Source organism: Lentzea sp. NPDC042327 (assembly GCF_040647275.1).
GTDB lineage: Bacteria > Actinomycetota > Actinomycetes > Mycobacteriales > Pseudonocardiaceae > Lentzea.
On the sequence record NZ_JBEZBX010000003.1, the window covers coordinates 591,848 to 613,941 of the forward strand.

The window sequence follows — 22,094 nt, forward strand, 5'->3', positions numbered from 1 at the left end:
AGCCAGGCACCGACAGTCCGCGCCACGTCCCCGCGGGCGGTACCGGCCGGGACCAGGTCCCGCCACTGGCCGAGCAGGGAGTCGGCGCGTTCCTCGACCAAGGCCAGGAAGAGGTCTTCCTTGCTGCTGAAGTTCGCATACAGCGCACCCCGGGTGAACCCGGCGTCGGCGGCGATCGCCTCCAGGGAAGCCGCGCCGTAGCCAGCGGCGCGGAAGACCTCGTACGCGGAGTCCAGGAGCGCGGCCCGGGTTTCACGGCGACGTCTGTCCCGGCTCGTCTCCCTGGAGCGTCCGGCTCTCGTACTCACGTACTCTTTGTACTACAGATACAGTGCATATGTGAGATTTGCATCGTATGTGAGGTGGGGGTCGTGAAGATCTGTCCCGAAGTCGGTGCCGCGCTTGAGGAGGCCGTCCGGGAGCACGCCGTGGCCGGTGCATCGGTGTGTCTGATCGAGGACACCGGCGCCCGGTGCGCTGTCACCGGGGTGGCTCCGTCCGGGGTGGACACCGCTTACCCCGTGGGGTCGGTGACCAAGCCTCTGCTCGCGACCTTGGTCTGCCGCCTGGTGGCTTCGGGCGCGTTCAACCTCGATGCCCCGGCGGGCCGCCTGGTGCCTGAACTGGCGGGCACGGCGATCACCCCACGCATGCTGCTGGCGCACACCGCCGGCCTGGCCGACGCCTGGGACGGCACCGCCTCGCTCGCCGAACTGCTCGACCGGTCCTTCACCGCCGAACCCAGGAAACTGTTCCACTACAGCAACCCCGGTTACGCCGCACTCGGCAGGCTCGTCGAGAACACCACCGGCCGGCACTGGATGAGGGCGCTGCACGAGCAGGTCCTCGCCCCGGCCGGTGCCGCCTCCGCCGACCTCGGCGCCGCCGACGGCTATCTCTCGGACGGGCAGGGCGGTTTCACACGCGGGCCGCTGTGGCCACCGGCCAGTCCGTTGTACGGGCCAGCGGGGGCCGGTCTGCGCGCCACCGCGGCTCACACCGCCAGGGTGGCGCTCGCCTGCGCCCGAGGGCGCACCGAACAGGGCCACACCCTGCTGCCGATGTCCCTGCGTGAGGAGATGCTGCGCGAACAGGTCCGCCTGCCCGGTGTGCCACTGCGCTACCGGGGCTGGGGACTGGGCTGGGCGCTGCCAGTTGCGGGACCGCCTGGGGCCGTCCAGCACATCGGCGGCACCAGCGCGTTCGTACACGTGGAACCGGAGCGCGGACTGGCACTGGCCGTGCTGACCAACACCCTGGGCGGCTCGGCGCTCGGTGAACACCTCCTGGCACTGCTCGTCGGGCACCGCCCGGTCCCACCACAGACCGGTCCCGGACCACGGGAGGTCCACCGCTACCTCGGCGAGTACACCTCCCCGACGTTGCGCCTCACCGTGCGCCCCGGCTCGGACGCCTCCCTGGTAGTCACCAACCCGTTGACAGGCCAGGACATCCCGCTGCACCACCAGACGGGCGACAGCTTCTGGGCCGACTTCGGCGGCATGGCCTCGGAAGTGACCTTCACCGGCGACCCCGGGGGCCGCGCGGACCGCGTGCACACGATGCTGCGCGTGCTGAGCCGGGCCTAGCTTGAGTTTCAACCTCTGAGTGGCTAGGTGTGACCCCGGTCAACCATGAGTGAAGCCCTTGGTCGATTCTTCTTCTTGCAACGGAAGAAGATCGAGACCAAGGCTTCAGTTGATCAGTGTGCACCATGGCCCGTAGAACGGGTGTCCCGGGAGTTGTCCGGGTTGCGGCAGGAGTTCTACCGGTGCCTGACCCGGCGGGCGGATGCGTTGTTCGAGCTAGCCGACGCGGTGTTGTGCGTGGACGGGCCGGTGCGGTCGGTGGCGGAGCTGTCTCTGGCTGGTGAGCATCGTCGTGGTCATGGCAGCGGTCGTGCCGCGCTGGCCCAGGGCCGGGTGGACGTTGATCGGTTGCGGACCGCGCTGGCAGGGGTGACACTGCCGCGGACGTGACCGCCCGCCAGATCCGCGGCGTGGTGGACCGCCTGACCGCGGCCAGGCAGTGGTCACCGGGGGGATTCGGACGACCTGCTGGTCGCCGACGCCGGCTACGACGGCCCCCGCCTCGCGCACGTGCTGGCTGATCTGCCGGTCATCGTGGTGGTCCCGGCCACGGAACTCACGGTGCCGGCGTGACGAACAACCGCATCCAGCGAGCGCTGCGGCCACAGTCGAACGCGTCACTCACCAGCTCTGCGATGACCTGCAGGACATCGTCGAGGTCGTCGTCGGACAACCCGGCCAGGACCTGCCGCGCCAGGGCTCGGATTCCGGCGACGTCGCACACCGGCTCATGGACTTCACCGCGATGTTCGCGCGGGTGCTGGACCTGCTCGAGCCCGGTGACTGGGAGCGCATGCTCCCCGTTTCGCACCCGGAAGCGGTCGAGCATTCTGTGCGCTGGGCCGGCGGTGCACACGTTGCACGAGCTGCGGCACCACCTGCTGGACATCCGCCGCCGGTTCGACCGGTCACCGCGATGACGAACTGACCACAGGACGCGGGTCGCTCCAGCGGAACAGGTCGATGAAAGCGGCGAGGGCCGGCACTCGAGTCAGCAGGGAGAACACGCCGTACCCCAGCACTCCGCCGACCACGTTGAAGAGCAGATCGTTCACGTCGGCCAGATGGCCACCGCCCCAGAGGTTGCCGGTGAAGAACTGGCTCAACTCGATCACCGCGCTGAATGCCGTTGACGCGACTAGCACACGCCACCACGAAGGTGTGGCCAGAAGTAGCGGCACGATCATGCCCACAGGCATGAACACCAGGATGTTCGTCACCGCGTCACCCACGTCGTAGCCGTCGACCAGTCCGAAGTAGACCTTCCATCGCGCTTCCGTCGCCGGCGCGCTCAGGTAGATCGGGAACACCGTGTTCGCAACGACTCCGGCGACGTACACGCAGAGCGCGAGAGCGACACCGGCACGCGGCACCGTGAGACGGCCACGACGGTGCAGGACCCACAGCAACGCCAGGAAGGCCACCGCCGCCAAGGGAACCACCACCGGAAGCACCGGCACAGGATCGAACACGTCCACTCGGCATCAAGTCCTTTCAGGATTCACCGCACGGCCTTGGATCATCAGCGACGATCGCCCTGCGGGCGACCGCGCATCCTGCCACCGACTCCCTTATTGCGCAAATTTCCTCCCTTTCAGCAAATCCACCGTCTCGAATGGGCACCCGATCGTGTTGCGCGTGCCTTCTGCGAGTCGAAATGCTGTCCGACGTGCGAAAGCTGGTCGCGCCAGAACGAGATCCCCTGGCGTCGCAAGGTCGACGCCCGGCACACCGACTCCCCGTCCACAGCAGAACCCGTCATCACCAGCACAGGGTCTGCTGCACCGACAGGTGACATCTGAGTTGGCTTGCCGTGATGGTGAGCTGGGAAGATGTCGCTGTGTCCAAGCCCCACCCCCGGGAGTTCCGCGACGATGTCGTGCGGGTCGCCCGTGACCGCGAGCCCGGCGTGACCGTCGAGCAGATCGCGAAGGGCTTCGGGGTTCACCCGATGACCTTGTTCACGTGGCTGCGCCAGGCCGAGATCGAGGAAGGCGCCAAGCCCGGTGCGAGCCGGGTCGAGTCGGCTGAGCTGCGGGAAGCGCGCAAGCGGATCAAGCTGCTGGAACAGGAGAACGAGGTCCTGCGCCGGGCGACGGCGTACTTGTCCCAGGCGAACCTGCCGGGAAAAGGCTCTACCCGCTCGTGACCGAGCTCGCCGCCGACGGTATCCCGGTCGCGGTGACGTGCCGGGTCGTGAACATCGCTCGACAGCCGTACTACCGCTGGCGTGCCCAGCCGGTCACCGACACAGAACTCGGGCGGGCCTATCGGGCGAACGTGTTGTTCGACGCGCACCGCGACGATCCGGAGTTCGGCTACCGGTTCCTGGCCGACGAGGCCCGTGACGCCGGCGTGGCGATGGCGGATCGGACAGCGTGGCGGATCTGCTCGTCTACGGGCTGGTGGAGTGCGTTCGGCAAGCAACGCGGCCGCAACGGCAAGAAAACCGGTCTGCCGGTGCACGACGACCTGGTGCGCCGCGACTTCACCGCCGCGGCACCGAACCGGTTGTGGCTGGCCTACATCACCGAACACCACACCGCCGAAGGAAAGCTGTATCTCTGCACGGTCAAGGACGCCTGTTCCAACCGGATCGTGGGTTACTCCATCGACTCACGGATGAAGTCCCGTCTCGCCGTCGCCGCGCTCCCCCTGCCGCAGGGTAGCTCCCCGATTCGCTCCACGGTGTTCTCGTCCATGCCGACATGGACGAACTCGTCGAGCAGGCCGTGTTCGCCGATCACACCAAGCGCCGCGCAGCGGGCCTCCAGCAACTCCCGTGCCGAGGTCACGACGTGCTGCAGCACCGCTTGCAGGCTCAGGTCACTGGCCACTACGGCGTGCGCGTGCAACAGCTGCCGCAACCGGCCCTGAGTGGCGAGCACGTCCTGCGCCCGCGCCGACACCTCGTCGAGCAGTTTCTCCAGCTCCAGGCGTGGCAGATCAGCGGACGGCAACTGGAACCCACCCTGCGGAGGGCCGTCCGAGCTGTCAGCGGCACTGAAGGCGTTCGGCATGGCGTCCACGTCCCGTCGACCCTGGCGCGTGTCAGCGGGGTCCGGGCCAACGTAACAACACCTGGTGGAGCCGGGAGGTCACCCGGTCACCCTCGAACCTACGCCGAGCACGCTGGTAGCGATACCGTTTCGCGTCGCTGATCGCCACGGCGACAGGGTGCGAGTCTGCTGAGCGAAGTCCGCAGCGGAAGTCCCGCCGATCGTCACCCTGAACAGCGTCCGGTTCTCGGCTGGCTGCTTCCTGGTCACCAGATGTCCGCCTTCGGTTTCCCAGCGTTCTTCCGCCGGCTCAGCCTGGCGGGTCCTGGGGATGAGCACAGGGCTGAGGTGGTGGGCGTCCAGCGGCACGCCGTTGCCAGCCAGGATGGCCGCGACGCTCGCGGTCGAGTCGTGGCCGGTGGCGGACGCGTGCCGCACCCTCCGGGACGCCAGGCGGCACGACGAGCAGGCTGACCCGCCGGTGATCGGACCCGATCACCACGACGGTGTGCGGGTCGATCGATCGATCGGAAGCCTTCGAACCGGACCATTCAACCGTCGACGGGTGTTTTCCTTGCCACTGTGGTCCAGGTGTCGAGACGGTATGACACACGGTTGACCGGACCGAGCCGTGCGCCGAGCGCGGTGACCAGCACGGGGAGCTCGGCTGCCAGCTCGTCCGACCACGGCCACCAGCCGCCGTCGACGGGCCCGAGTGCCGCCCCAGGCGGTTTCAACTGCAAGCGCAATGCGAGACCGCGCCGGTCAGCCGGTGCCGTGCGGGGGGACTGAGCTGATCCGAGACCATCGCGACGCTCCTGTCTCCGGTTCACCCGATGAGTGGGCGCCGGTGATCGCTCCTGTGCCTGAGGCGGCACCAACGACACCGCCGTCCCTCCTTCGCCTCCGGTGCCCTCAGCCCACGCCGAGAACCCTCAGGCAGCGCCGGTAAGGGGACGAACACGACGTGCCGTGCACACGGCCGGGCGTCTTGCGCGTGTGCGGCCGGCCGGTACCGGGGCACGCGATGATCGAACGTTGTCCGGACAAGGGAGTATCGTTCCCAGAAAGTGCCCTGGACCCCGGCATGACGACATCCGACCGGGGAATTCCCATGGCGCGTCTTGATCAGCTTCCCGCTACCACGGCGCGGTCGCGGGGATCGCGGAACCCCGCCGGAGCACGGTCGCGTCCGTCCAGCACACGGTCGGGCTGGGCCTGTTCAGCGCGGCGGAAGCCGACCTGATGATCGACCGGATCCTCGCGCTCACGACCAGGGACACAGCGCAGGCCTTTCCAGACAGTCCCAATGGAACAGTCACGTGACTGCTGTGTCCGCGAACGTCCGGCCGCTGGCGATCCGCTCCCGCTTGTGCCCGGCACGACGTGTTGCACGGTCAGATCGACATTTCAGCCAGAGTGATCTGGATCTTCGACGAGCGTGACTGGGCCTCCGTGGTGCGCTCGACCGTCCGCCTCACAAGCAACCGGGCAGGCGCAACGTTGCCCGATCAAGGAGATGTCCCCATGACACCCCTCCTCCAACACGTGTCGACGGGCCGTCCGGCACGCGCAGCTGCTGTCCGGCCAGACTTCCAGCCAGATGGGGAGGTTCTGACCGTCACTGTGTGCCCTGCCCCGCCCGATGCGGTCGTACTCGCGGTGTGCGGCGAGGTGGACTCGTCCACCAGCCCGCTGCTGCGTGATCGTCTCCTCGATCACGTGCGACCCACTTGCCCACAACTGGTGGTAGACCTCACCGAAGTGACCTTCTTCGGTGCAGCCGGTATCACCGTCCTGGTCGCTGCCAGGGAAGCTGCGGAGACGGCGGGCATCAGGATGTGTCTGGTCGCATGTACACGCGTGGTGTTGCGGGCACTGACGATCACCGGACTGGACAGCGTGTTCGACGTCTGCCCCGACGTCGAACACGCCCGGCTGCGCATGACCGAGGTCGCCGCGCAGATCATCGGTCGATCCGTTGACGATGACGGCATCCTGCCGCGGCCACGCACGGGGCACCGTGCACCATCCCCGGTGTGACCTCAGAAACCAGCATCATCAACAACGTCGTCTACCTGGACGGGCGGCATGCCGCGTCCCCGACCACGCTGGCCGACACCTTCCGAATGCTGGAGCGGCAAGCCAGCAGCATGGCCTGGATCGGCCTGTACCGACCGGCCGAGGCACAGCTGGTGGACGCCGCCGGCCAGCTCGGGCTGCACGGACTGGCGGTAGAGGACGCCATCACAGCCCACCAGCGCCCGAAACTGGAACGCTACGACGACACCCTGTTCGTGGTACTGCGCTCGGCCGACTACCGCGATGACACCGAGCGGGTCGAGTTCGGTGAGCTGCACCTGTTCGTGGGTCCCAATTTCGTGCTCACCGTGCGGCACGGCGAGACACCGGATCTGGCCGGCGTGCGGCGCCGGTTGGAGGCTCGGCCCCATCTGTTGCGGCTAGGCCCCGAGGCGGTGCTGTACGCCGTGCTGGACGCGGTGGTCGACGGCTGCACACCCGTAGTGTCCGGCCTGCACAACGACATCGAAGAGATCGAGTCCGAGGTGTTCAGCCGCGACCCGAACGCCTCCCGGCGAATCTACGAGCTGTCCCGTGAGGTGATGGAGTTCCAACGCGCCACCCGCCCGCTGCTCACGATCCTCGACAGCCTCTCGGCCGGGTTCGCCAAGTACGGCATCGACCAGGAACTGCGGCGCCATCTGCGCGACGTGGCCGACCACGCCACCATCGTGGTCGAGCAGGCCGACAGCTTCCGCGGCATGCTCGCCGACGTCCTCGCCGTCAACACCACTCTGGTCACCCAGGCGCAGAACGAGGAGATGCGGCTTCTGGCCGAAGCCAGCAACGCACAGAACGAGCAGATCAAGAGGATTTCCTCGTGGGCGGCGATCCTGTTCGCTCCCACGCTGATCGGCACGATCTACGGGATGAACTTCCACCACATGCCCGAGCTGAGCTGGCTGTGGGGATACCCGTTCGCACTGCTGCTCATGGCGCTGGTGTGCACCGGCCTCTACCTGGTTTTCCGGCGCCGCGGCTGGCTTTGACACAGTCGCCGGGCAGCCGGAGCCGACCGTCCTGTGTGGATCAGTCAGCGAGCGGTTCTTGATGCGTGTTCTCCGCTGCCACAACAGATCCAGCGTCTGGCTCTCCGCCGCGGTGGTTCCAGACGTCGCGCAGGACGACCTGGATGACGCCGGTGACCGGGATGGCGAGCAGTGCGCCGAGTATTCCGGCGAGTTCGGTCGCCAGCAGCAAGGCGACGAGCACGGTCAGCGGGTTGAGCTTGACCGTCCTGGAGAAGATCACTGGTTGCAGGAGGTGGTTCTCCAGCTGCTGGTAGACGATGAAGAAGATGATCACGGTGATGGCCGCGGGCAGCGAGTGGATGAGGGCGGCGATGCCGGCGACCACCGCGCCGAGGGTGGCGCCCACCAGTGGGATCAGGTCGGCGATCGCGACGAAGACCGCGATCAGTTCGGCGAACGGCACTCCGAAGATCTTTAGCACGATGTAGGTGAGCACGCCGCAGATGACGCTGATGAGCAGGTTGCCGGAGATGTGGCCGGTGATGGTCTTCGTGCACTCGCGGCCTACGCGGTGAATGCGGTCCGCGCGGTGCGGCGGGAACAGTGCGAGGGTCCCGTCGATCACTTTGGGGCCTTGCAGCACCGCGAGGTAGGACAGGACGAAGATGGAGATGGTCGCGACGATTCCGGTGACCGCGCTGCGCAGCAGGTTCAGCGCCGGCGTGCCGAGTCCGGTCGCGAACTGCCGGATGCGTTCCTCGTTGTCACGGGCGAACTCCAGCGCGTTGGTGCGCTCCAACAAAGTCCCGACGGGTCCTCTGCCGCCGCGTGCGTCCGCGATCATGTCCGGCAACCGGGTCGCCAGCTGCGTGCCCTGCTCGGCCAGCGGTATGGCGAAGAGGGTGAGCACGCCGCCGAAGACCAGGAAGACCACGAGGAACACGACCAGCGTCGCCAGCGAGCGGCGGCATCATCTGACGTGGTTCTGCAGCCAGTTCACCGCCGGGTAGAGCGCGACGGTGAAGACGACCGCGATGAGCATCCACACGAGCACTCGTTGGACGTGCATGACGAACACCACGGCCATAACCGTGGCCAGGGTCAGCCCGATGGTCGCGAGGATGGTCCGCACGGGAACCGTGTATGCGCGCTGGTTCGGCAGCATGCCGACCACTCCCGTCCCGGTCGGCGGACAACCGTTCACGGGGAACGCCGAGAACGGCGCTGGTTCGGCTTCCGCGAAGTGCTCTCGGTACCGTCGAGCTACGCCCGTGGGCTGTGCGGCGCCCCTCTACGGGCGTCAGGCTTTGTCGACCCGCATCAGTTCGGCGACCTCCGGCGATCGCGCGATCACCTGCTGCGCGATGTCCGACAGCAGTTGGTGGCTGTTGCGGGCATGGGTGCGCATCAGGGAGAACGCGTCCGCGACATCGATCTGCAGGCGCTCGGTAAGGATGCCCTTGGCCTGTTCGATGACGATGCGGCTGTTGAGCGCGTTCTGCAGCTGTTCGGTGACCATCTCGCTGTGCCGGAGCGCGCGAACCTGGAGCATGCTGATCGTCGCCACGTTGGCGAAGGACTGCGCCAGCTCGACCGCGTCCTCCGGGATGGCGCCGGGCGAGGTCCGGAACAGGTTCAGCGCGCCGATGATCTGCTCACGCAATCGCATCGGCACCGCGTGAACGGCGGAGAACCCCTGCTCACGTGCCGCGCCCGCGAACCGGGGCCAGCGCTGCGGCTCCTGCGCCAGGTCCACGCACTCCACCGGCTGCCCGGTGTGGAAGCAGTCCAGGCACGGGCCCTCCTCGTCCTGCAACTGGAACAGCTCCAGCATCCGGGCCTGCTCGGTGGACGCCGCCACCAGGTTCAGCGCACCGCGCTGGTCGGCCAGCAGGATTCCGACCGCGTCCACCTCGAGCAGTTCGACGCAGCGTTCGGTCAGGGTGTGCAGGAAGTCGATGGCGTCGAACCGCAACACGAGCGTGTCCGCAAGCTCGACGAAGGTCTGAGTGATCCGCCGGTCCAACACGTGACTCACCTCTGTTTCTCATGGTCGGTATCCGGGGTGAATCTCAGTCTGCGCGCGACCACGTCCGCCGCTACCTCCGACAGACGCAGGCCGGTGAGGTACGCGTGCGCGCGCAGCCGCAGGAACGCCTCACCGAGATCGGTGTCCAGCTGCACCGACACCATGCCGGTGGCCTGGTGCACCACACCCCAGCGACGCTCCGGCTCAGTACCCCACAGATCACCGCCGTCCAGCGCCGCCGGCGCCGCGGACCGGCCGAGCAACAGCGCTGTCGCGGTGTCCGCGAACAGCAGCGCATCCGCGAGCTCATCCGGCGACAACGGGCCGTCGACATCCCGGCAGATCTCCAACGCGCCCAACGCGATCGCCCCCATCGTCAGGGGGATCACGAACACCGCCGCCACCCCCGCCGCGACGGCGGCCGGGGCGAACACGGGCCAGCGCTGCGCACTCCACCCGTTCGCCAGGTCGGGCACCAACACCGGCTGGTTCTGCCGCAGAGCCTCCGATACGGGCCCCTCACCCATCGTCACCTGCAGCTCGGCCATCTCCTCGCCCGCCGTCCCGATGACTTCGAGCGGTTGCACGGTACCGGCCAGGTAGACCCCGACGCCGGCCGCGTTCAGGCCTGCCCGGCAGGCAAGACAAACATGACGGACACCCGTGGGCTCCTGGTCCGCTCTGGCGATCTCATTGATCACCACGAGGATGTCGAGATGCCGATTCGTGCCCATGCTGGTCACTCCTCGCCATTGTGATCTCGTGCGAACGAAAGCCTAGCCCCAGGTGGCCTGCCAAACGGGCGGACGCGCGCCGAGATCAGGTAGGTGGTTTGACGGATACCGGCGCTCGGAAGGAGGAACGCGTCCTGACCGCGGGTGCTATTCGTGCTCGGGCAGCCGGGGCACAGACCTCAGCGCGCGGTTGCTGCGTGGTTCAGTCCGGGTCTTGGCCTCGTCGACCTGACGGACGAGTTCGTCGCGTACCTCGTTGAGCGCCCCTGGCAGGTCGCGCTCCGACGACGTGGCGACGAGATGCAGGCGAGGAGTGCGGTTGATCCAGCATTCGAGGGTGACTCGCTGCTCGACGCCCTTGCGGTCCTTCACGCTGATTTCCAGGTCTATCTGGTCGTCGCGGAACGACCGCAGTCGCGAACCGAGGGCGGCGAGGCGTTCCACGACCCATCCTCGTTCTGACGCGAGGAAGCCGGTGGCGAGGTGCAGGCGCTGGGCGACAACAGCTGTGTCGTCCGGGGTTTTGTTCATGCGACTATCAGTCCTTTGTGGATGGTTGTGCTCGACGGACACGGTGGCGCGTGCAAGATTCGCGCCGGCCTGGCCTGGGCTGCTCCCTTTGTCACCGTCCGATGGAGCACATCACTCCCGCTCGGGGGCACGCCACGGGTTGGGAACGGGCGGCCGTTGAAGGAGCGAGCTCGGCAGTGGCCGACGGGGCCGTGTCGGAGGATTGTGACTGTACGGGCCTGATGGCGCACGTATCGGTCATGAACACCCCCTTTCAGGCAGGGGGCTTGCACACCTCACACTACGCCTCACGTGGGTGGATGGCGCGGTGGTGCCCATCGCGCCGCACTCGGCCCAGCGCTCCTGCGGTTCGCTCGGCAGGTCCGCGGACGGGTGAGGCGACGTGCGGGTCTTCCCGGAGGGAAGCCCGCACGTCCTTTCCGGATCTGACTACCCGGTGCAGTTGGGCACTGCCGGGGTGCTGCCGACGCAGTTGTTCGGCGTGTTGGCGCTGATCGGCGAGTCGGTCGTGGTCATGGTTCCGCCGTTGCGGTAGACGCCCCCCGCGGTCAGCAGCGCGAGGTTCCCGGACACGGCGGTCTGGGTCATGGTGGTCGCGGTGGATCTGACGGCCGCGATGCCGCCACCCTGTGAGCCGGTGTTGCCGATGATCGGCATCGGGCTGCCGGAGACGCCGGTGGTTGTCAGCGTGCCTCGGAGACCGTTGTAAATGCCGCCGCCGCGCAGCAGAGCCGTGTTGCTGAACACCGGGCTTCGGGTGAACGTTGCGGCCGGCGCTGTGCCGGAAGGGGTGTCAGCGTTGGCCAGTCCACCACCGTTGAGTGTCGCCGTGTTGCCGCTCAAGCTGCTGCGGGTGAAGGTCACCGCGCCGCGGTTGAGGATGCCGCCACCATGGCCTACGACGCTGCCGTTGGTGATCGCGACCGACGTGGTGAGGGTGAGGTTGCCGGTGGTGCTGACCTCGGCGATGCGGAAGAGCAGCAGTGAGGAGCGGGTGATCGTCGCAGGGCCGATCATCTCGATCCGAGTGGTGATCACCGGCAGTCCGTTGGCCAGGCCGCCATGGGGCGAGGTCAGACCGTAGGTGCAGCCGCTCGTCAGGACGAGGGTGTCCGTCGCGGTCGTGGAGTTGGCGAGGCTCACCGCGTCAACGAGAGCGTTCTCGCTGCACGCCACGGGGATGGTGATGGCCTGTGCCACCGGGGTGACGACGGTCAAACCCCCGATGACGACGATGGTTCCAATCAGGGCGTGGATGGTCGTGCGGAGCTTTCGCATGACTACTTCTATTCCTGGGGCAAATTGTTGTACGAAAAAACCTCGGCTCGCGTCTGACACGCTACCGAGGTCTTGAGCAACAACCCACAACCTACTCCTCCGAGATGTTCCTGTACACCTCGGTGACTCGAACGGTTCTGTCGTGAATTGCGGTCTCTTGAAAATCTCCTGCCGATTCCCCATGGCGTAAAATACGTGAACGGACCGCGTCGATCAGTACTTGTCGTTGTCGTGCGGGGCTCGTGGCTGGGCGGTCGGCGTCGGCGCGGACCGCAGTGGTGCTGACGGACCGGTGGTGGCGTAAGTGGCAATGCTCGCGGCTAGTTCCTGCGCGCCGGCGTGGGAGGCGTGCCGTTCCGCTTGCCGGCCGAGCGGACGGATGCGATCGCGGACTCGTGCCGAGGCCAGGGTCTCGGCGGACGCCAGCGCGCGGAATCCGATGTCGACGCCGATGTCGAGGTCTCGGTCGAGCAGGTGGTTGATCGACAGCAGGACGAGGCTGAACGCACGGCTGCGGGTCATGTCGTCGTCGTAGTCGTCGGTCGCTTCGATGAGCAACGGAATCGCGATTCGGGTGTGGCGAGGGCTCACTGTTCGAGCGAGATCTGTGTGCACGGCGCCGGCGACGGCTGACAGATCGGTCGTGGTGAAGAACCTGGCCCAGTCGGGCACCTGGGTGTGGTCGGCGGCCGCGAACTGGTCCCGGCCACGGTCGAGCTCGGCGAGCGCCTGGTCGCCGGCCCCGTGCTTGGCATGGGTCCACGCCGAGTTCACCGACAGAATGCTGGCCGCGATCTCGTTGCCCGGCCGCGTCGCCGCGAGCTGGCCGAGCCGGAAGTAGTCCAACGCCTCGTCAAGGCTCTCGTGGTGCAGGCACACGCGGCCGAGCCGATAGCAGATGTTGGCGACCAGCCCGTCGTGCCGGCCCCACCCGGCGAACACAAGTGCTCGGGTGAACTGCACGCGGGCGTTGCTGACCAGACCGGCGTCGAAGCACACCCAGCCGGCGAGGTTGTGCAGGTCGGCCAGCGCGACATGCAGCCGCCGCCGCACTTTCTCGGTGGCTGACGCGTCGAGCATCAGCAGCCCTTCCCGCATCCGGGTGCGGACCGCGTCGAGACAGGAGTCACCGCCTTGCCGGTAGTCCAGCGCGCGCAGAGCGTGCGTGTCCGCCTCCAGCCGAACGACGTCGGAGACGTCAATCGATCGCGGTGAACGTTCGTGAGCAGGAGAGGAATCCGGGATGGCCATGGCGGCACTCCTGACAGGGCGACTGAGAAGTGGGCGCCGCCGGGGGCCGGAGCGGATAACGCAGCCCTCTCGCCGATGACCGGGTCATCACCGGGCCTGGAGCTTGACCTGTGCCTTCGCCGAAGGGACTCGGCTGCTTTCGAAAATAACCGAGCTGCGTCGTGAATGCTGCCACCGAATGGTGTGGCTGCGGATGACGCCAAACGGGTGTGAGGGTCAGGAAGTGGTGGTCTTGAGGTTGCGGGCCAGTCGTTCCGGCCTCGGCCAGCGGACTTTGGTGGCCCAGCCGAGCTTCTCGAAGACCCAGATCAGTCGCGCGGAGATGTCGATCTGGCCGCGGCGGACGCCGTGACGGGCGCAGGTGGGATCGGCGTGGTGGGAGTTGTGCCAGGACTCACCCATGGACAGGATCGCCAGGGGCCAGAAGTTCGCGGATTTGTCGCGCGCCTCGAACGGCCGGTCGCCGATCATGTGGCAGATCGAGTTGACCGACCAGGTGACGTGGTGCAGCACGGCGACGCGGACGAGACCGGCCCAGAAGAACGCGGTCAGCGCTCCCCACCAGCTCCAGGTGGCCAGCCCGCCGATCAGCGCGGGTGCGAGCAGTGTCACGGCGGTCAGTGCGGGGAACCAGCGGTTGACGCGCTGGATGTCCGGGTCGGCGAGCAGGTCGGGGGCGAAGCGTGCGGCATTGGTCAGTTCCCGGCGGAACATCCAGCCCAGGTGGGCGTGCCAGAACCCTTGGCCAGCGCGGTGGCCGAGGTGCCGAACAACCAGGGGGAGTGCGGGTCCCCTTCGCGGTCAGCGTAGGCGTGGTGGCGGCGGTGGTCGGCGACCCAGCCGATGATCGGGCCCTGCATGGCCATGCTGCCGGTCACCGCGAGCCCGATCCGCAGTGCGCGGTTGGCTTTGAAAGCACCGTGCGTGAAGTAGCGGTGGAATCCGATCGTCACGCCGAGACACGTGAGGGTGTGGAAGAAACGGCGAGACCGACGTCGACCCAGCCCAGACCTCAGCCCCACGCCAGCGGAACCGCTGCCGCCAGTGCCAGCGCTGGTATGACGGCGAACAACTTGACCAGGAACATCTCGGCCGGGGACTTCTCTCCGGCCAGCATGGGCTGCGGCGCGGCGTCGGCTTGACGGACGTTCGATTCGACTTGCGCACTCACGCTCGTACCTCCGGGGACGGCATACGTTCTCCGTCGCCGGGGTCCAGGGCGATCGGTGTGGGATTTGGCAGGTGCCGGATGTCAGGCGACCCGCGTCAGGTCGTCACACCGCCTGGATACCCGTGGTGTGGCGGTGGCAAAACCGATGTGCTGAGGCCGATGCCCCTCGATCGGGGGATGGTCGAGGGGCATCGGGTTGGTGTCTCCGTCAGCGTGTGTCAGCTGGTAGGAGCACGATGTGAGGTCAGATGGCGCGGACGGCGGTGGCCTGCGGGCCCTTGGGGCCCTGGGTCACCTCGAACTCGACGCGCTGGTCGTCCTCGAGGCTGCGGTAGCCGTGACCGTCGATCTCCGAGTAGTGCACGAAGACGTCTGGCCCGTTCTCGCGGGAGAGGAAGCCGAAGCCCTTCTCCGCGTTGAACCACTTCACGGTTCCCCGTGTCATTGTCCTTCTCCTTGTCAGGGGCTGGGGTGGGCACCGCGGAATGCGATTCCCAGGCCGGGCTTCAGACGGCGACTTCTCCAGCTTGTCCTGCAGAAAAAAGAAAGAAGCGCCCGCAACACCGTTTCCGCGAGCGTGATGAACCACGAACACAAAACTCTACGACCACCTCGTACAACACCGCCGCGGGCAAATTAGTTCCCGTGGTGGCATCAGGTGTCGCACGTCACCGGCAGATGCAGCCTCGGGACAGCGCGGAGGCGGTGGTCGCGGTGCAGTAGCGAACACCGATCGGGTCGTGCTCGTGCCACGGGTGCGGGCACACGACACAGATGCCTGCGGTGCCTGAGTGCTCGGAGTGGTCGGACAGTACGGCGGTTTGCAGCTCAGACACGGGCATGCGGGTACTCCGATGATCGGTGTTGGAAGAAGAGGATGCGGGTGTTCAGGATGGTTCCTTCGCGGACCTCGATGGCACGCCGGATGATCTCGCTGGAGTCCCAGGCGCCGGTGAGCACCGGACGCAGGTGCGGGAGCAGCGCTTCGCTGATCCCCCAGGTCGCCGAGCTCCACAGGACAGGACGGGCTGTGGTCCACGCCGTGGTAAGGCACGTGGTCGCCCACCAGGAAGTCCTGCTCCGTGAACGAGGTGGGCGTGCCCATCCGAAGCCATGCCCGCGTCGCAGGAGACGCCGACGACCAGGGCGCCAGTGGCCGAAGTGGACAGATCGTCGTTTTGCGAGGAGGTCCGCGTGGATCCTGGCCAGGTGTAACGGATGCGGGGAAAGCCGGGTCCGTTCTCCTTGCGGGACTGCGCGATCACTCCGAGGCTGAGCTGTTCCACGTGTCTCCTGTCCGTGGTGGCGGACCCGCGCGGCTCACGAAGACAGGTCGACGCTGCGCCGAACGGGCCGCTGTGCGGCAGAGAGTCAGTCGCCACTGAGGTTGGGTGGCTGCAGCGCCGTGGGTGCCGCCCGATCGAGGTCAGCCGCACGGAGACGGAACACCTGCAGCTCGACGCCGAAGTACTTGGTGGTCTCGCCGACCCAGTGCATGCCGTTGTTGCGGACGGTGGCCGCGGCGCGGGCGTTGCCAGGGCGGACGACGGCGAAGATCTCCTGGACGTTCTGGCTGAACGCCCAGCTGGCCAGCGCGTGGGTGGTCTCGGTGGCGTAGCCGTTGCCCCAGGCGTCGGGGCACAGCTGCCAGCCGATCTCCAGATCCTCGTCGCCTGGCGGCAGCGGAAGCAGGACGGCGCCGCCGATCACACGATCGTCCGTGTTGCGCTGGATGGCCCATCGGCCGGCCGGAGCGGGCAACCGGGCGCCTTCAGCGCTCCACTGCTGCAGCAACAGCCGCATGGCCGCGAGGTCGGGCACCCGGTCCATGTCGGGACTGAGCCAGCGTGTCACCTCGGCGTGGCCGTAGACGTCCAGCGCGGCCTGTGCGTCGTCGACCATCCAGGGCCGCAAGGTCAGGCGCTCTGTGGTCAGCGGGTGGGTCGTCCATGTCGACGTGCTCATATCGGTACTCCGTCCCCCGGTTGCGCGAGCTGGCCGGGTGATGTTCGAGCAAATGGTCCGATATGGATCGCCAGGCCATTTCGGGAAGGATCGAGGAGGCCGTTGAAAAGCGGCACTTTTTCCTCCATGCTACACGCGCCACTGGCACAAGTGGTCGAGCCCTGTGTGATCAGAAAATCCGGCCTACGTCATCCTGAGAGTCAGCTGTGAGTATCTGACCTGCAGGTTTGGGTCACTGAAGGCGTTTTCCGTACTTCGATCTGACATGCGGGTGGGTGATCCAGAAATTTGGCGACATTTCGGTCGATCATGACTGAATCGGTGTAGAGTGAAGTTGCCGAGAACAGCGCGTATATGGGCAATCGAGTTCATGCCGTGCTCGGCGAAACTAGACCGGCTGTTTTTCCGGCCGGGGACGGGAGTCCTGACATGACGTCAGCACCCCACCTTTCCGAAGCCTCACCTGCCACTGCGATCCCCGAGCAGTCTCAGCTCTCGCAACGACTGCGGCTGCGGCCGAAGGCGCCCACGACGGGACACGTCGACGGGGCCTGGTGGCCACGTTCCCGCGACCTCGCCGCCGAGCTGCCCTCGTTGCTCGCAGCGCTGGGAGCTCGCCTGGGCGACATCCTGCGGGTGAGCTACAACATGACCGAGTGGAACTCCGCGCCGCGCCGCATCATCGGCGACGGCCGCCAGATCCGGCTCGACGGGTTCATCTCCAGGCCCCCGCACACCGTGGACGTGCTCGCGGCGGACAAGCACCGGCTCACGCTGCTCGTCGTGCCGTCGAACACCGACCCGGCCGCCGCGCAGCAGACCATGATGATCACCGCCGATCGCGGCAACACCCAGACTGTCGACGACCTGCTCGCTGCGGGCGTCAGCATGACCGCGTCGACGCAACGCACGGCCGACCTGTCCCGGATCGCTCTCGCGGGCTGGGAAGCAGACGGCGGCCGAATCCCGGAGCAGAACAGGAAGCACACCCCATGACGACATCGACCTACCTGTCCTTGTACGAGCGCAGAGTCAAGCTGGTCCAAGAAGTCCTGGCTGCGCACACCGAACTCAGCGCGAAAGACGCACAGGGTCTTGCCGTGCACGTGCTGGGCGCGTTGGACCACATCCCGGAGCACGTCCGCTGATCGCCGACCGGCGCGTTCCAACAGCCCGGGCGCCCCGGGAGGACTCAGCGCCGGTGGTCACCGGTCCCACATTCCAGCCGACCCGGAAGGTCCTTTGTGCTTCGCACGTACGGTTTCCTGAGTACGTATCCACCCACGCAATGCGGACTCGCCACGTTCACCGCTTCTCTGCTGAGCCATCTGACCGCGGTGACGCCGGACAGCAAGGGCAAGGTGGTCCGTGTTCTCGCGGAGCCGGATCACGAACCCGCCGCCGTAGCGGGAACATCAGTGGTGCACGAGATGATCCCCGGCGCGGTCGAGGCCGCGGCCGACGTGCTCAACCGCTGCGACATGGTGGTGGTGCAGCACGAGTACGGGATCTACGCCGGCCGTGATGGTGCGGACGTGCTCGGTGTGCTGGCCCGGCTGCGGGTCCCGGTGATCATCGTGCTGCACACGGTGCTCACCACGCCCACCCCTGGCCAGCGGCAGGTGCTCGAGGAGGTAGTCGGCTACGCCGACGCCGTGGTGACCATGTCCGAAGCCGCGCGGCGCCGGCTCGTGGACGGCTACGCCGTCGGACGGCCCGATGAGGTCGTCGTGATTCCGCACGGCGCGCTCCCCGTCGAGCCACCCGCCCGCGATCCGTCCGCAGACAGGCCGATGATCCTCACCTGGGGCTTGCTGGGGCGTGGCAAGGGCATCGAGTGGGGCATCTCCGCACTGGGTGCGTTGCGCGATCTGAAGCCGCGTTACCTGGTGGCCGGCCAGACCCATCCCAAGGTGCTGGCGCACGAGGGTGAGGCCTACCGCAGGAACCTGCGCAACCGCGCCGCCGCGTTCGGCGTCGCGGACCTGGTCGAGTTCGATTCGACCTACCTCGAAGTGGACGCACTGGCGGAGCTGGTCGGCCAGGCCGACGTCATCCTCCTGCCCTACGACTCGTCCGAGCAGGTCACGTCCGGTGTGCTCGTCGAAGCCCTGGCCGCTCGCAAACCGGTGGTCGCGACCGAGTTCCCTCACGCCGCCGAGCTGCTGGCGAACGGGGCCGGGCTGCTGGTGCCCCACCGCGACCCTGCCGCCATCACCGCGGCGTTGCGGCGGGTGCTGACCGAACCGGGACTCGCGGCCGGGATGAGCGACCGCTCGGCGAGCCTCGCCCCGGCACTGAACTGGCCGGCGGTCGCGAGCCGGTATCGAGACCTGGCGGAGCACCTGCTCGCCGCCCGAGTCGCCGTGACGACGTGACCGGCCCGAGTTTCACCCACCTGGCCCGGCTCAGCGACGACACGGGCCTGTACGAGCACGCCGACGGGCCGTTGCCTCGCCGGGAGCACGGCTACTGCCTGGACGACGTCGCCCGAGGCTTGGTCGTCCTGAGCCGCGAACCGGAGCTGTCCGCCGATCTGGTCATCCTGCTGGAGCGCTATCTCGCCTTCACCGCCCACGCGCAGGCCGACGACGGGCGGTTCCACAACCGGCTCGGACCTGACCGCGGCTGGCGGGACGAGCCGGGGCTGGGTGACTGGTGGGGACGCGCGTTGTGGGGACTGGGCACCGCGGCTGCCCGCTGCCCGGTGCCCTGGATGCGCACGGCTGCTCTGGACCGCTTCGAGGCAAGCGCCCACCACAGGCCTCCGTCGGTGCGGTCGATGGCCTTCGCCGCGCTCGGCGCCGCCGAGGTGCTCAGCGCCGACTCCGAGCACGCCCTCGCGGCCAAGCTGCTCGGTGACATCGCCTCGTACGTAGGCGAACCCGGCGACGTACCGACCTGGCCGTGGCCGGAGAAACGACTCTTCTACGCCAACGCGGTGCTGCCCGAGGCGCTGATCGCCGCAGGTCATCTCCTCTCGGAACGCAAGATCCGCGACGACGGGCTGCGGCTGCTGGACTGGCTGCTGACCGTCGAGTCCGCCGAGATCCATCTCTCGCCGACCCCGGCCGGCGGCTGGCACCTCGGCGAGCCTCGCCCGGCGTTCGACCAGCAACCCATCGAGGTGGCGGCGCTGGCCGACGCCTGCGCCCGCGCCTACCAGGTCACCGGCGACCTGATGTGGCTCACCGGTGTCCGCCGCGCGGTCGCGTGGTTCGACGGCGACAACGACCTGGGTCTGCCCATGCACGACAGGGAGACCGGGGGCGGCTACGACGGACTCACGCACGGAGGACCCAACCGCAACCAGGGCGCCGAGTCGACCCTGGCGCTGATCTCCACCCTGCAACACGGCCGCACTCTGCTGGGGAGCACCGGATGAACGCCCGTGTCACTCGCGCCTCGCTGCGGCTGCGGCCGGATCCGCGCCGGGTCATCACCAAACTGTTCGTGCCGGGAGAGGAACGGCCCGAACACGAGTCGCGGTCCGCGGCCGTGATCCGGCGAGTGATGGCGCTGGACGAGGAAACCGCGTGCGCCACGCTCGACCGCACCATCGGCCTGTTCGCGGGACGCCACAGGGACGTCCGCGTGACTTTCGCCGACCACTTCGCGAGCGTCAGCCACCGCTTCCCCGAGGGCGTCGAGCTGTCCGAGTCCCGCCGGCTGCTCATCGGCGCGTACTTCACGCATGAGTACGCTATCGAAGGCGCCGCGCTGTGCAACCCGTCCATGGTCGCGCACCCCGATCAGAGCGGGCTGGCACCGGGACATCTGCGGTTCGTGCTGAGTGTCCGCGGCATCGGTGAGGGCCATCTGTCGTCGATCGGTTTCCGGACCGGGGTGGTCGGTCCTGACGGTGTGCTCACCGTCGACGCGCCCCCGAACGTCATCACCACCGGCCTCCATCGGGAGGCGGTGTACGAGAAGAGCCTCTTCCTGGGCAAACTCGCCGAGCTCGGCCACGACGACGAGGTCTCCGGCGTGCTGAACCGGTGGCTGCCCGAGCGGTTCACCGACGCCGACCTGAATCTCGTGCTGGCCGATCTGCACCCGAGTCTGGTCGCCCGCCAGGAGGCACACCGGACCGTGGAGCTGATCCGGTGGATCGCCGCGTGCAACTACACCTCGGAGTTTCCCGACGACACCGTCATCAGCGGCCGGGTGCTCTGGCCGACCGGCCCGTCCGAACGCCAGGGCATGGAAGACGCCAGGTTCGTGCGCTTCACCGACGATGATGGCGACCAGACCTACTACGCCACCTACACCGCCTACGACGGTGTGGACGTCGCACCACAGTTGTTGCAGTCCAAGGATTTCCGCACCTTCCACGTCACACAGACGACGGGGTCGGCCGCTCGCAACAAGGGCATGGCCCTATTCCCCAGGAAGATCGGCGGCCGGTACGCGGCGTTGACGCGCGGCGACGGGGAGAGCACGGCCGTGGCGACCTCCGACGACATCAGGACCTGGAACGAGCCACGACCGGTGGAGGTGCCCGCCAGGGACTGGGACCTCGTCCAGGTCGGCAACTGCGGTTCGCCCATCGAGACTTCCGAGGGCTGGCTCGTGCTGACCCACGGAGTCGGCCCGATGCGCGTCTACTCGATGGGCGCGATCCTGCTCGACCTCGACCACCCCGAACGGGTGCTGGCGACCCTGCCTCAACCGCTGCTGCTGCCCACCGCCGCCGAACGCGACGGCTACGTACCCAACGTCGTCTACTCCTGCGGTCCCCTGTTGCACGACGACACGCTGGTGATCCCCTACGGTGCCAGCGACGCCTCCATCGGGCTGGCGACCACGTCACTACGTGGCCTGCTGGCCGCCCTGACCGGGGAAAGCGAGCCTCAGCACGCGTTTCCACACGCTGGCGGTCTGTTGTAGCAACGGGCCAGTGGTGTAGGGCAGGCCGAATCGTTCGCAGAGCGCACGTACGCGCGGCGCGATCTCGGCGTACCGGTTGCTCGGCAGGTCCGGGAACCGGTGATGCTCGATCTGGTGGCTGAGGTTTCCGGTCATGAGGTGGAACAGCGTGCCGCCGTCGATGTTCGCCGAACCGGCCAGTTGACGCAGGTACCACTCACCGCGGGTCTCGCCGTCGAGTTGGTCCTCGGTGAAGACCACCGTGCCGTCAGGAAAGTGGCCGCAGAAGATGATCGTGTGCGTCCACACGTTGCGGATCGTGTTCGCGGTCAGGTTCGCGAGCAACGTCGGCAGGAACGACGGGCCTGACAGCAGTGGGAACGCGACGTAGTCCTTGATCACCTGACGGCCGGCCTTGCCGAGGACACCGCGCAGCTGCGTCAGCGCCTCGCGCCAGCTCTTCTCGCCACGCCAGGCACGTTCCAGCTCGACGTCGTAGATCGTGATTCCCCACTCGAAGAACATCGCGAGCGCCATGTTGTAGAACGGCTGCGCCAGGTAGATCGGGTGCCACGGTTGTTCCGGGTGGATGCGCAGCGCGCTGTAGCCGATGTTGAGGTTCACC

Annotated in this window: 26 protein-coding genes and 3 pseudogenes; 10 read left to right on the forward strand and 19 right to left on the reverse strand. The window is 67.5% G+C overall.

Going from position 1 to position 22,094, the window contains the following annotated elements:
• Positions 1-110: 110 nt before the first annotated feature.
• Positions 111-308, reverse strand: a pseudogene (locus tag AB0A63_RS10625) (helix-turn-helix domain-containing protein); the annotation flags it as partial.
• Positions 309-371: 63 nt separating this feature from the next.
• Between AB0A63_RS10625 and AB0A63_RS10630 the strand changes: the two are divergent.
• Positions 372-1,589: a serine hydrolase domain-containing protein gene (locus AB0A63_RS10630; RefSeq protein ID WP_360388115.1), complete on the forward strand. Its 1,218-nt coding sequence runs from the start codon at positions 372-374 to the stop codon at positions 1,587-1,589.
• A gap of 45 nt (positions 1,590-1,634) precedes the next feature.
• On the forward strand, positions 1,635-1,979 hold the full coding sequence (locus tag AB0A63_RS10635; protein WP_360388118.1) for a transposase: 345 nt from the start codon (positions 1,635-1,637) through the stop codon (positions 1,977-1,979).
• A gap of 166 nt (positions 1,980-2,145) precedes the next feature.
• Here AB0A63_RS10635 and AB0A63_RS10640 read toward each other — a convergent pair whose 3' ends face one another.
• Positions 2,146-2,418: a hypothetical protein gene (locus AB0A63_RS10640; protein WP_360388120.1), complete on the reverse strand. Its 273-nt coding sequence runs from the start codon at positions 2,416-2,418 to the stop codon at positions 2,146-2,148.
• Positions 2,419-2,497: 79 nt separating this feature from the next.
• Positions 2,498-3,067 carry a VanZ family protein gene (locus tag AB0A63_RS10645; protein WP_360388123.1) on the reverse strand — a complete coding sequence of 190 codons (570 nt, stop codon included), beginning with the start codon at positions 3,065-3,067 and terminating at the stop codon, positions 2,498-2,500.
• A gap of 362 nt (positions 3,068-3,429) precedes the next feature.
• Between AB0A63_RS10645 and AB0A63_RS10650 the strand changes: the two genes are divergently transcribed.
• Complete coding sequence (locus tag AB0A63_RS10650; protein ID WP_360388126.1) at positions 3,430-3,738, forward strand: transposase; 309 nt, start codon at positions 3,430-3,432, stop codon at positions 3,736-3,738.
• 454 nt (positions 3,739-4,192) lie between these two features.
• Here AB0A63_RS10650 and AB0A63_RS10655 read toward each other — a convergent pair whose 3' ends face one another.
• The 4 genes and pseudogenes from AB0A63_RS10655 to AB0A63_RS10670 all read right to left on the reverse strand — a co-directional run bounded on the left by AB0A63_RS10655 (position 4,193) and on the right by AB0A63_RS10670 (position 5,475).
• Positions 4,193-4,618 (reverse strand): hypothetical protein, encoded by a 426-nt coding sequence (locus AB0A63_RS10655; RefSeq protein WP_360388129.1) that lies wholly within the window; start codon positions 4,616-4,618, stop codon positions 4,193-4,195.
• Positions 4,619-4,687: 69 nt separating this feature from the next.
• Positions 4,688-5,026, reverse strand: coding sequence for a hypothetical protein (locus AB0A63_RS10660; RefSeq protein ID WP_360388392.1), 339 nt, complete (start codon positions 5,024-5,026; stop codon positions 4,688-4,690).
• 43 nt (positions 5,027-5,069) lie between these two features.
• Positions 5,070-5,201, reverse strand: a pseudogene (locus AB0A63_RS10665) (hypothetical protein); the annotation flags it as partial.
• Complete coding sequence (locus AB0A63_RS10670) at positions 5,140-5,475, reverse strand: DUF5994 family protein (RefSeq protein ID WP_360388132.1); 336 nt, start codon at positions 5,473-5,475, stop codon at positions 5,140-5,142. The pseudogene AB0A63_RS10665 and the gene AB0A63_RS10670, both read right to left, overlap by 62 nt.
• 640 nt (positions 5,476-6,115) lie before the next feature.
• Between AB0A63_RS10670 and AB0A63_RS10675 the strand changes: the two genes are divergently transcribed.
• On the forward strand, positions 6,116-6,631 hold the full coding sequence (locus AB0A63_RS10675; RefSeq protein ID WP_360388134.1) for an STAS domain-containing protein: 516 nt from the start codon (positions 6,116-6,118) through the stop codon (positions 6,629-6,631).
• The gene (locus tag AB0A63_RS10680) at positions 6,628-7,659 is read left to right on the forward strand and encodes a magnesium and cobalt transport protein CorA (RefSeq protein ID WP_360388137.1); all 1,032 of its coding nucleotides are present in this window, start codon (positions 6,628-6,630) and stop codon (positions 7,657-7,659) included. The genes AB0A63_RS10675 and AB0A63_RS10680 overlap by 4 nt, the downstream gene beginning before the upstream one ends.
• A gap of 40 nt (positions 7,660-7,699) precedes the next feature.
• Here AB0A63_RS10680 and AB0A63_RS10685 read toward each other — a convergent pair whose 3' ends face one another.
• The 11 genes and pseudogenes from AB0A63_RS10685 to AB0A63_RS10735 all read right to left on the reverse strand — a co-directional run bounded on the left by AB0A63_RS10685 (position 7,700) and on the right by AB0A63_RS10735 (position 16,600).
• The gene (locus tag AB0A63_RS10685; protein WP_360388384.1) at positions 7,700-8,599 is read right to left on the reverse strand and encodes an AI-2E family transporter; all 900 of its coding nucleotides are present in this window, start codon (positions 8,597-8,599) and stop codon (positions 7,700-7,702) included.
• Positions 8,600-8,611: 12 nt separating this feature from the next.
• Positions 8,612-8,773, reverse strand: coding sequence for a hypothetical protein (locus AB0A63_RS10690; protein ID WP_360388139.1), 162 nt, complete (start codon positions 8,771-8,773; stop codon positions 8,612-8,614).
• Between the two features lie 168 nt (positions 8,774-8,941).
• Positions 8,942-9,679 carry a GAF and ANTAR domain-containing protein gene (locus tag AB0A63_RS10695; protein WP_360388142.1) on the reverse strand — a complete coding sequence of 246 codons (738 nt, stop codon included), beginning with the start codon at positions 9,677-9,679 and terminating at the stop codon, positions 8,942-8,944.
• The gene (locus AB0A63_RS10700; protein ID WP_360388387.1) at positions 9,676-10,404 is read right to left on the reverse strand and encodes a GAF and ANTAR domain-containing protein; all 729 of its coding nucleotides are present in this window, start codon (positions 10,402-10,404) and stop codon (positions 9,676-9,678) included. The genes AB0A63_RS10695 and AB0A63_RS10700 overlap by 4 nt, the downstream gene beginning before the upstream one ends.
• 147 nt (positions 10,405-10,551) lie before the next feature.
• Entirely contained in the window at positions 10,552-10,935 is a 384-nt protein-coding gene (locus AB0A63_RS10705; protein WP_360388145.1) for an HPF/RaiA family ribosome-associated protein, read from the reverse strand.
• Between the two features lie 429 nt (positions 10,936-11,364).
• Positions 11,365-12,273, reverse strand: coding sequence for a hypothetical protein (locus tag AB0A63_RS10710; protein ID WP_360388148.1), 909 nt, complete (start codon positions 12,271-12,273; stop codon positions 11,365-11,367).
• 153 nt (positions 12,274-12,426) lie between these two features.
• Complete coding sequence (locus AB0A63_RS10715) at positions 12,427-13,464, reverse strand: transcriptional regulator (RefSeq protein ID WP_360388151.1); 1,038 nt, start codon at positions 13,462-13,464, stop codon at positions 12,427-12,429.
• A 216-nt stretch (positions 13,465-13,680) separates the two neighbouring features.
• Positions 13,681-14,581, reverse strand: a pseudogene (locus AB0A63_RS10720) (acyl-CoA desaturase).
• A gap of 298 nt (positions 14,582-14,879) precedes the next feature.
• Positions 14,880-15,080: a cold-shock protein gene (locus AB0A63_RS10725; RefSeq protein ID WP_360388152.1), complete on the reverse strand. Its 201-nt coding sequence runs from the start codon at positions 15,078-15,080 to the stop codon at positions 14,880-14,882.
• Positions 15,081-15,303: 223 nt separating this feature from the next.
• Positions 15,304-15,477: an RGCVC family protein gene (locus AB0A63_RS10730; protein ID WP_360388155.1), complete on the reverse strand. Its 174-nt coding sequence runs from the start codon at positions 15,475-15,477 to the stop codon at positions 15,304-15,306.
• Positions 15,478-16,006: 529 nt separating this feature from the next.
• Positions 16,007-16,600, reverse strand: coding sequence for a GNAT family N-acetyltransferase (locus tag AB0A63_RS10735; RefSeq protein ID WP_360388158.1), 594 nt, complete (start codon positions 16,598-16,600; stop codon positions 16,007-16,009).
• Positions 16,601-17,029: 429 nt separating this feature from the next.
• Between AB0A63_RS10735 and AB0A63_RS10740 the strand changes: the two genes are divergently transcribed.
• The 5 genes from AB0A63_RS10740 to AB0A63_RS10760 all read left to right on the forward strand — a co-directional run bounded on the left by AB0A63_RS10740 (position 17,030) and on the right by AB0A63_RS10760 (position 21,490).
• Positions 17,030-17,596, forward strand: coding sequence for a DUF5994 family protein (locus AB0A63_RS10740; protein ID WP_360388161.1), 567 nt, complete (start codon positions 17,030-17,032; stop codon positions 17,594-17,596).
• Positions 17,593-17,748, forward strand: coding sequence for a DUF6307 family protein (locus tag AB0A63_RS10745; protein ID WP_360388164.1), 156 nt, complete (start codon positions 17,593-17,595; stop codon positions 17,746-17,748). Before AB0A63_RS10740 ends, AB0A63_RS10745 begins: the two co-directional genes overlap by 4 nt.
• A 282-nt stretch (positions 17,749-18,030) precedes the next feature.
• Complete coding sequence (locus AB0A63_RS10750) at positions 18,031-18,978, forward strand: glycosyltransferase (RefSeq protein WP_360388166.1); 948 nt, start codon at positions 18,031-18,033, stop codon at positions 18,976-18,978.
• The gene (locus tag AB0A63_RS10755) at positions 18,975-19,985 is read left to right on the forward strand and encodes a hypothetical protein (protein WP_360388169.1); all 1,011 of its coding nucleotides are present in this window, start codon (positions 18,975-18,977) and stop codon (positions 19,983-19,985) included. The genes AB0A63_RS10750 and AB0A63_RS10755 overlap by 4 nt, the downstream gene beginning before the upstream one ends.
• The gene (locus AB0A63_RS10760; protein ID WP_360388171.1) at positions 19,982-21,490 is read left to right on the forward strand and encodes a glycoside hydrolase family 130 protein; all 1,509 of its coding nucleotides are present in this window, start codon (positions 19,982-19,984) and stop codon (positions 21,488-21,490) included. Before AB0A63_RS10755 ends, AB0A63_RS10760 begins: the two co-directional genes overlap by 4 nt.
• Here AB0A63_RS10760 and AB0A63_RS10765 read toward each other — a convergent pair.
• The gene (locus AB0A63_RS10765; RefSeq protein WP_360388174.1) at positions 21,413-22,093 is read right to left on the reverse strand and encodes a fatty acid desaturase; all 681 of its coding nucleotides are present in this window, start codon (positions 22,091-22,093) and stop codon (positions 21,413-21,415) included. The two genes, AB0A63_RS10760 and AB0A63_RS10765, sit on opposite strands and share 78 nt — an antisense overlap.
• Position 22,094: the final 1 nt, after the last annotated feature.

What these genes read in the sequence shown, in the direction of transcription:
- AB0A63_RS10740 (WP_360388161.1), top strand. Translation starts at nt 17,030, where the DNA reads ATGACGTCAGCACCCCACCTTTCCGAAGCCTCACCTGCCACTGCGATC.
- AB0A63_RS10700 (WP_360388387.1), bottom strand. Translation starts at nt 10,404, where the DNA reads ATGGGCACGAATCGGCATCTCGACATCCTCGTGGTGATCAATGAGATC.
- AB0A63_RS10735 (WP_360388158.1), bottom strand. Translation starts at nt 16,600, where the DNA reads ATGAGCACGTCGACATGGACGACCCACCCGCTGACCACAGAGCGCCTG.
- AB0A63_RS10705 (WP_360388145.1), bottom strand. Translation starts at nt 10,935, where the DNA reads ATGAACAAAACCCCGGACGACACAGCTGTTGTCGCCCAGCGCCTGCAC.
- AB0A63_RS10640 (WP_360388120.1), bottom strand. Translation starts at nt 2,418, where the DNA reads ATGCTCGACCGCTTCCGGGTGCGAAACGGGGAGCATGCGCTCCCAGTC.
- AB0A63_RS10750 (WP_360388166.1), top strand. Translation starts at nt 18,031, where the DNA reads ATGATCCCCGGCGCGGTCGAGGCCGCGGCCGACGTGCTCAACCGCTGC.
- AB0A63_RS10715 (WP_360388151.1), bottom strand. Translation starts at nt 13,464, where the DNA reads ATGGCCATCCCGGATTCCTCTCCTGCTCACGAACGTTCACCGCGATCG.
- AB0A63_RS10725 (WP_360388152.1), bottom strand. Translation starts at nt 15,080, where the DNA reads ATGACACGGGGAACCGTGAAGTGGTTCAACGCGGAGAAGGGCTTCGGC.
- AB0A63_RS10675 (WP_360388134.1), top strand. Translation starts at nt 6,116, where the DNA reads ATGACACCCCTCCTCCAACACGTGTCGACGGGCCGTCCGGCACGCGCA.
- AB0A63_RS10760 (WP_360388171.1), top strand. Translation starts at nt 19,982, where the DNA reads ATGAACGCCCGTGTCACTCGCGCCTCGCTGCGGCTGCGGCCGGATCCG.
- AB0A63_RS10730 (WP_360388155.1), bottom strand. Translation starts at nt 15,477, where the DNA reads ATGCCCGTGTCTGAGCTGCAAACCGCCGTACTGTCCGACCACTCCGAG.
- AB0A63_RS10635 (WP_360388118.1), top strand. Translation starts at nt 1,635, where the DNA reads ATGAGTGAAGCCCTTGGTCGATTCTTCTTCTTGCAACGGAAGAAGATC.
- AB0A63_RS10745 (WP_360388164.1), top strand. Translation starts at nt 17,593, where the DNA reads ATGACGACATCGACCTACCTGTCCTTGTACGAGCGCAGAGTCAAGCTG.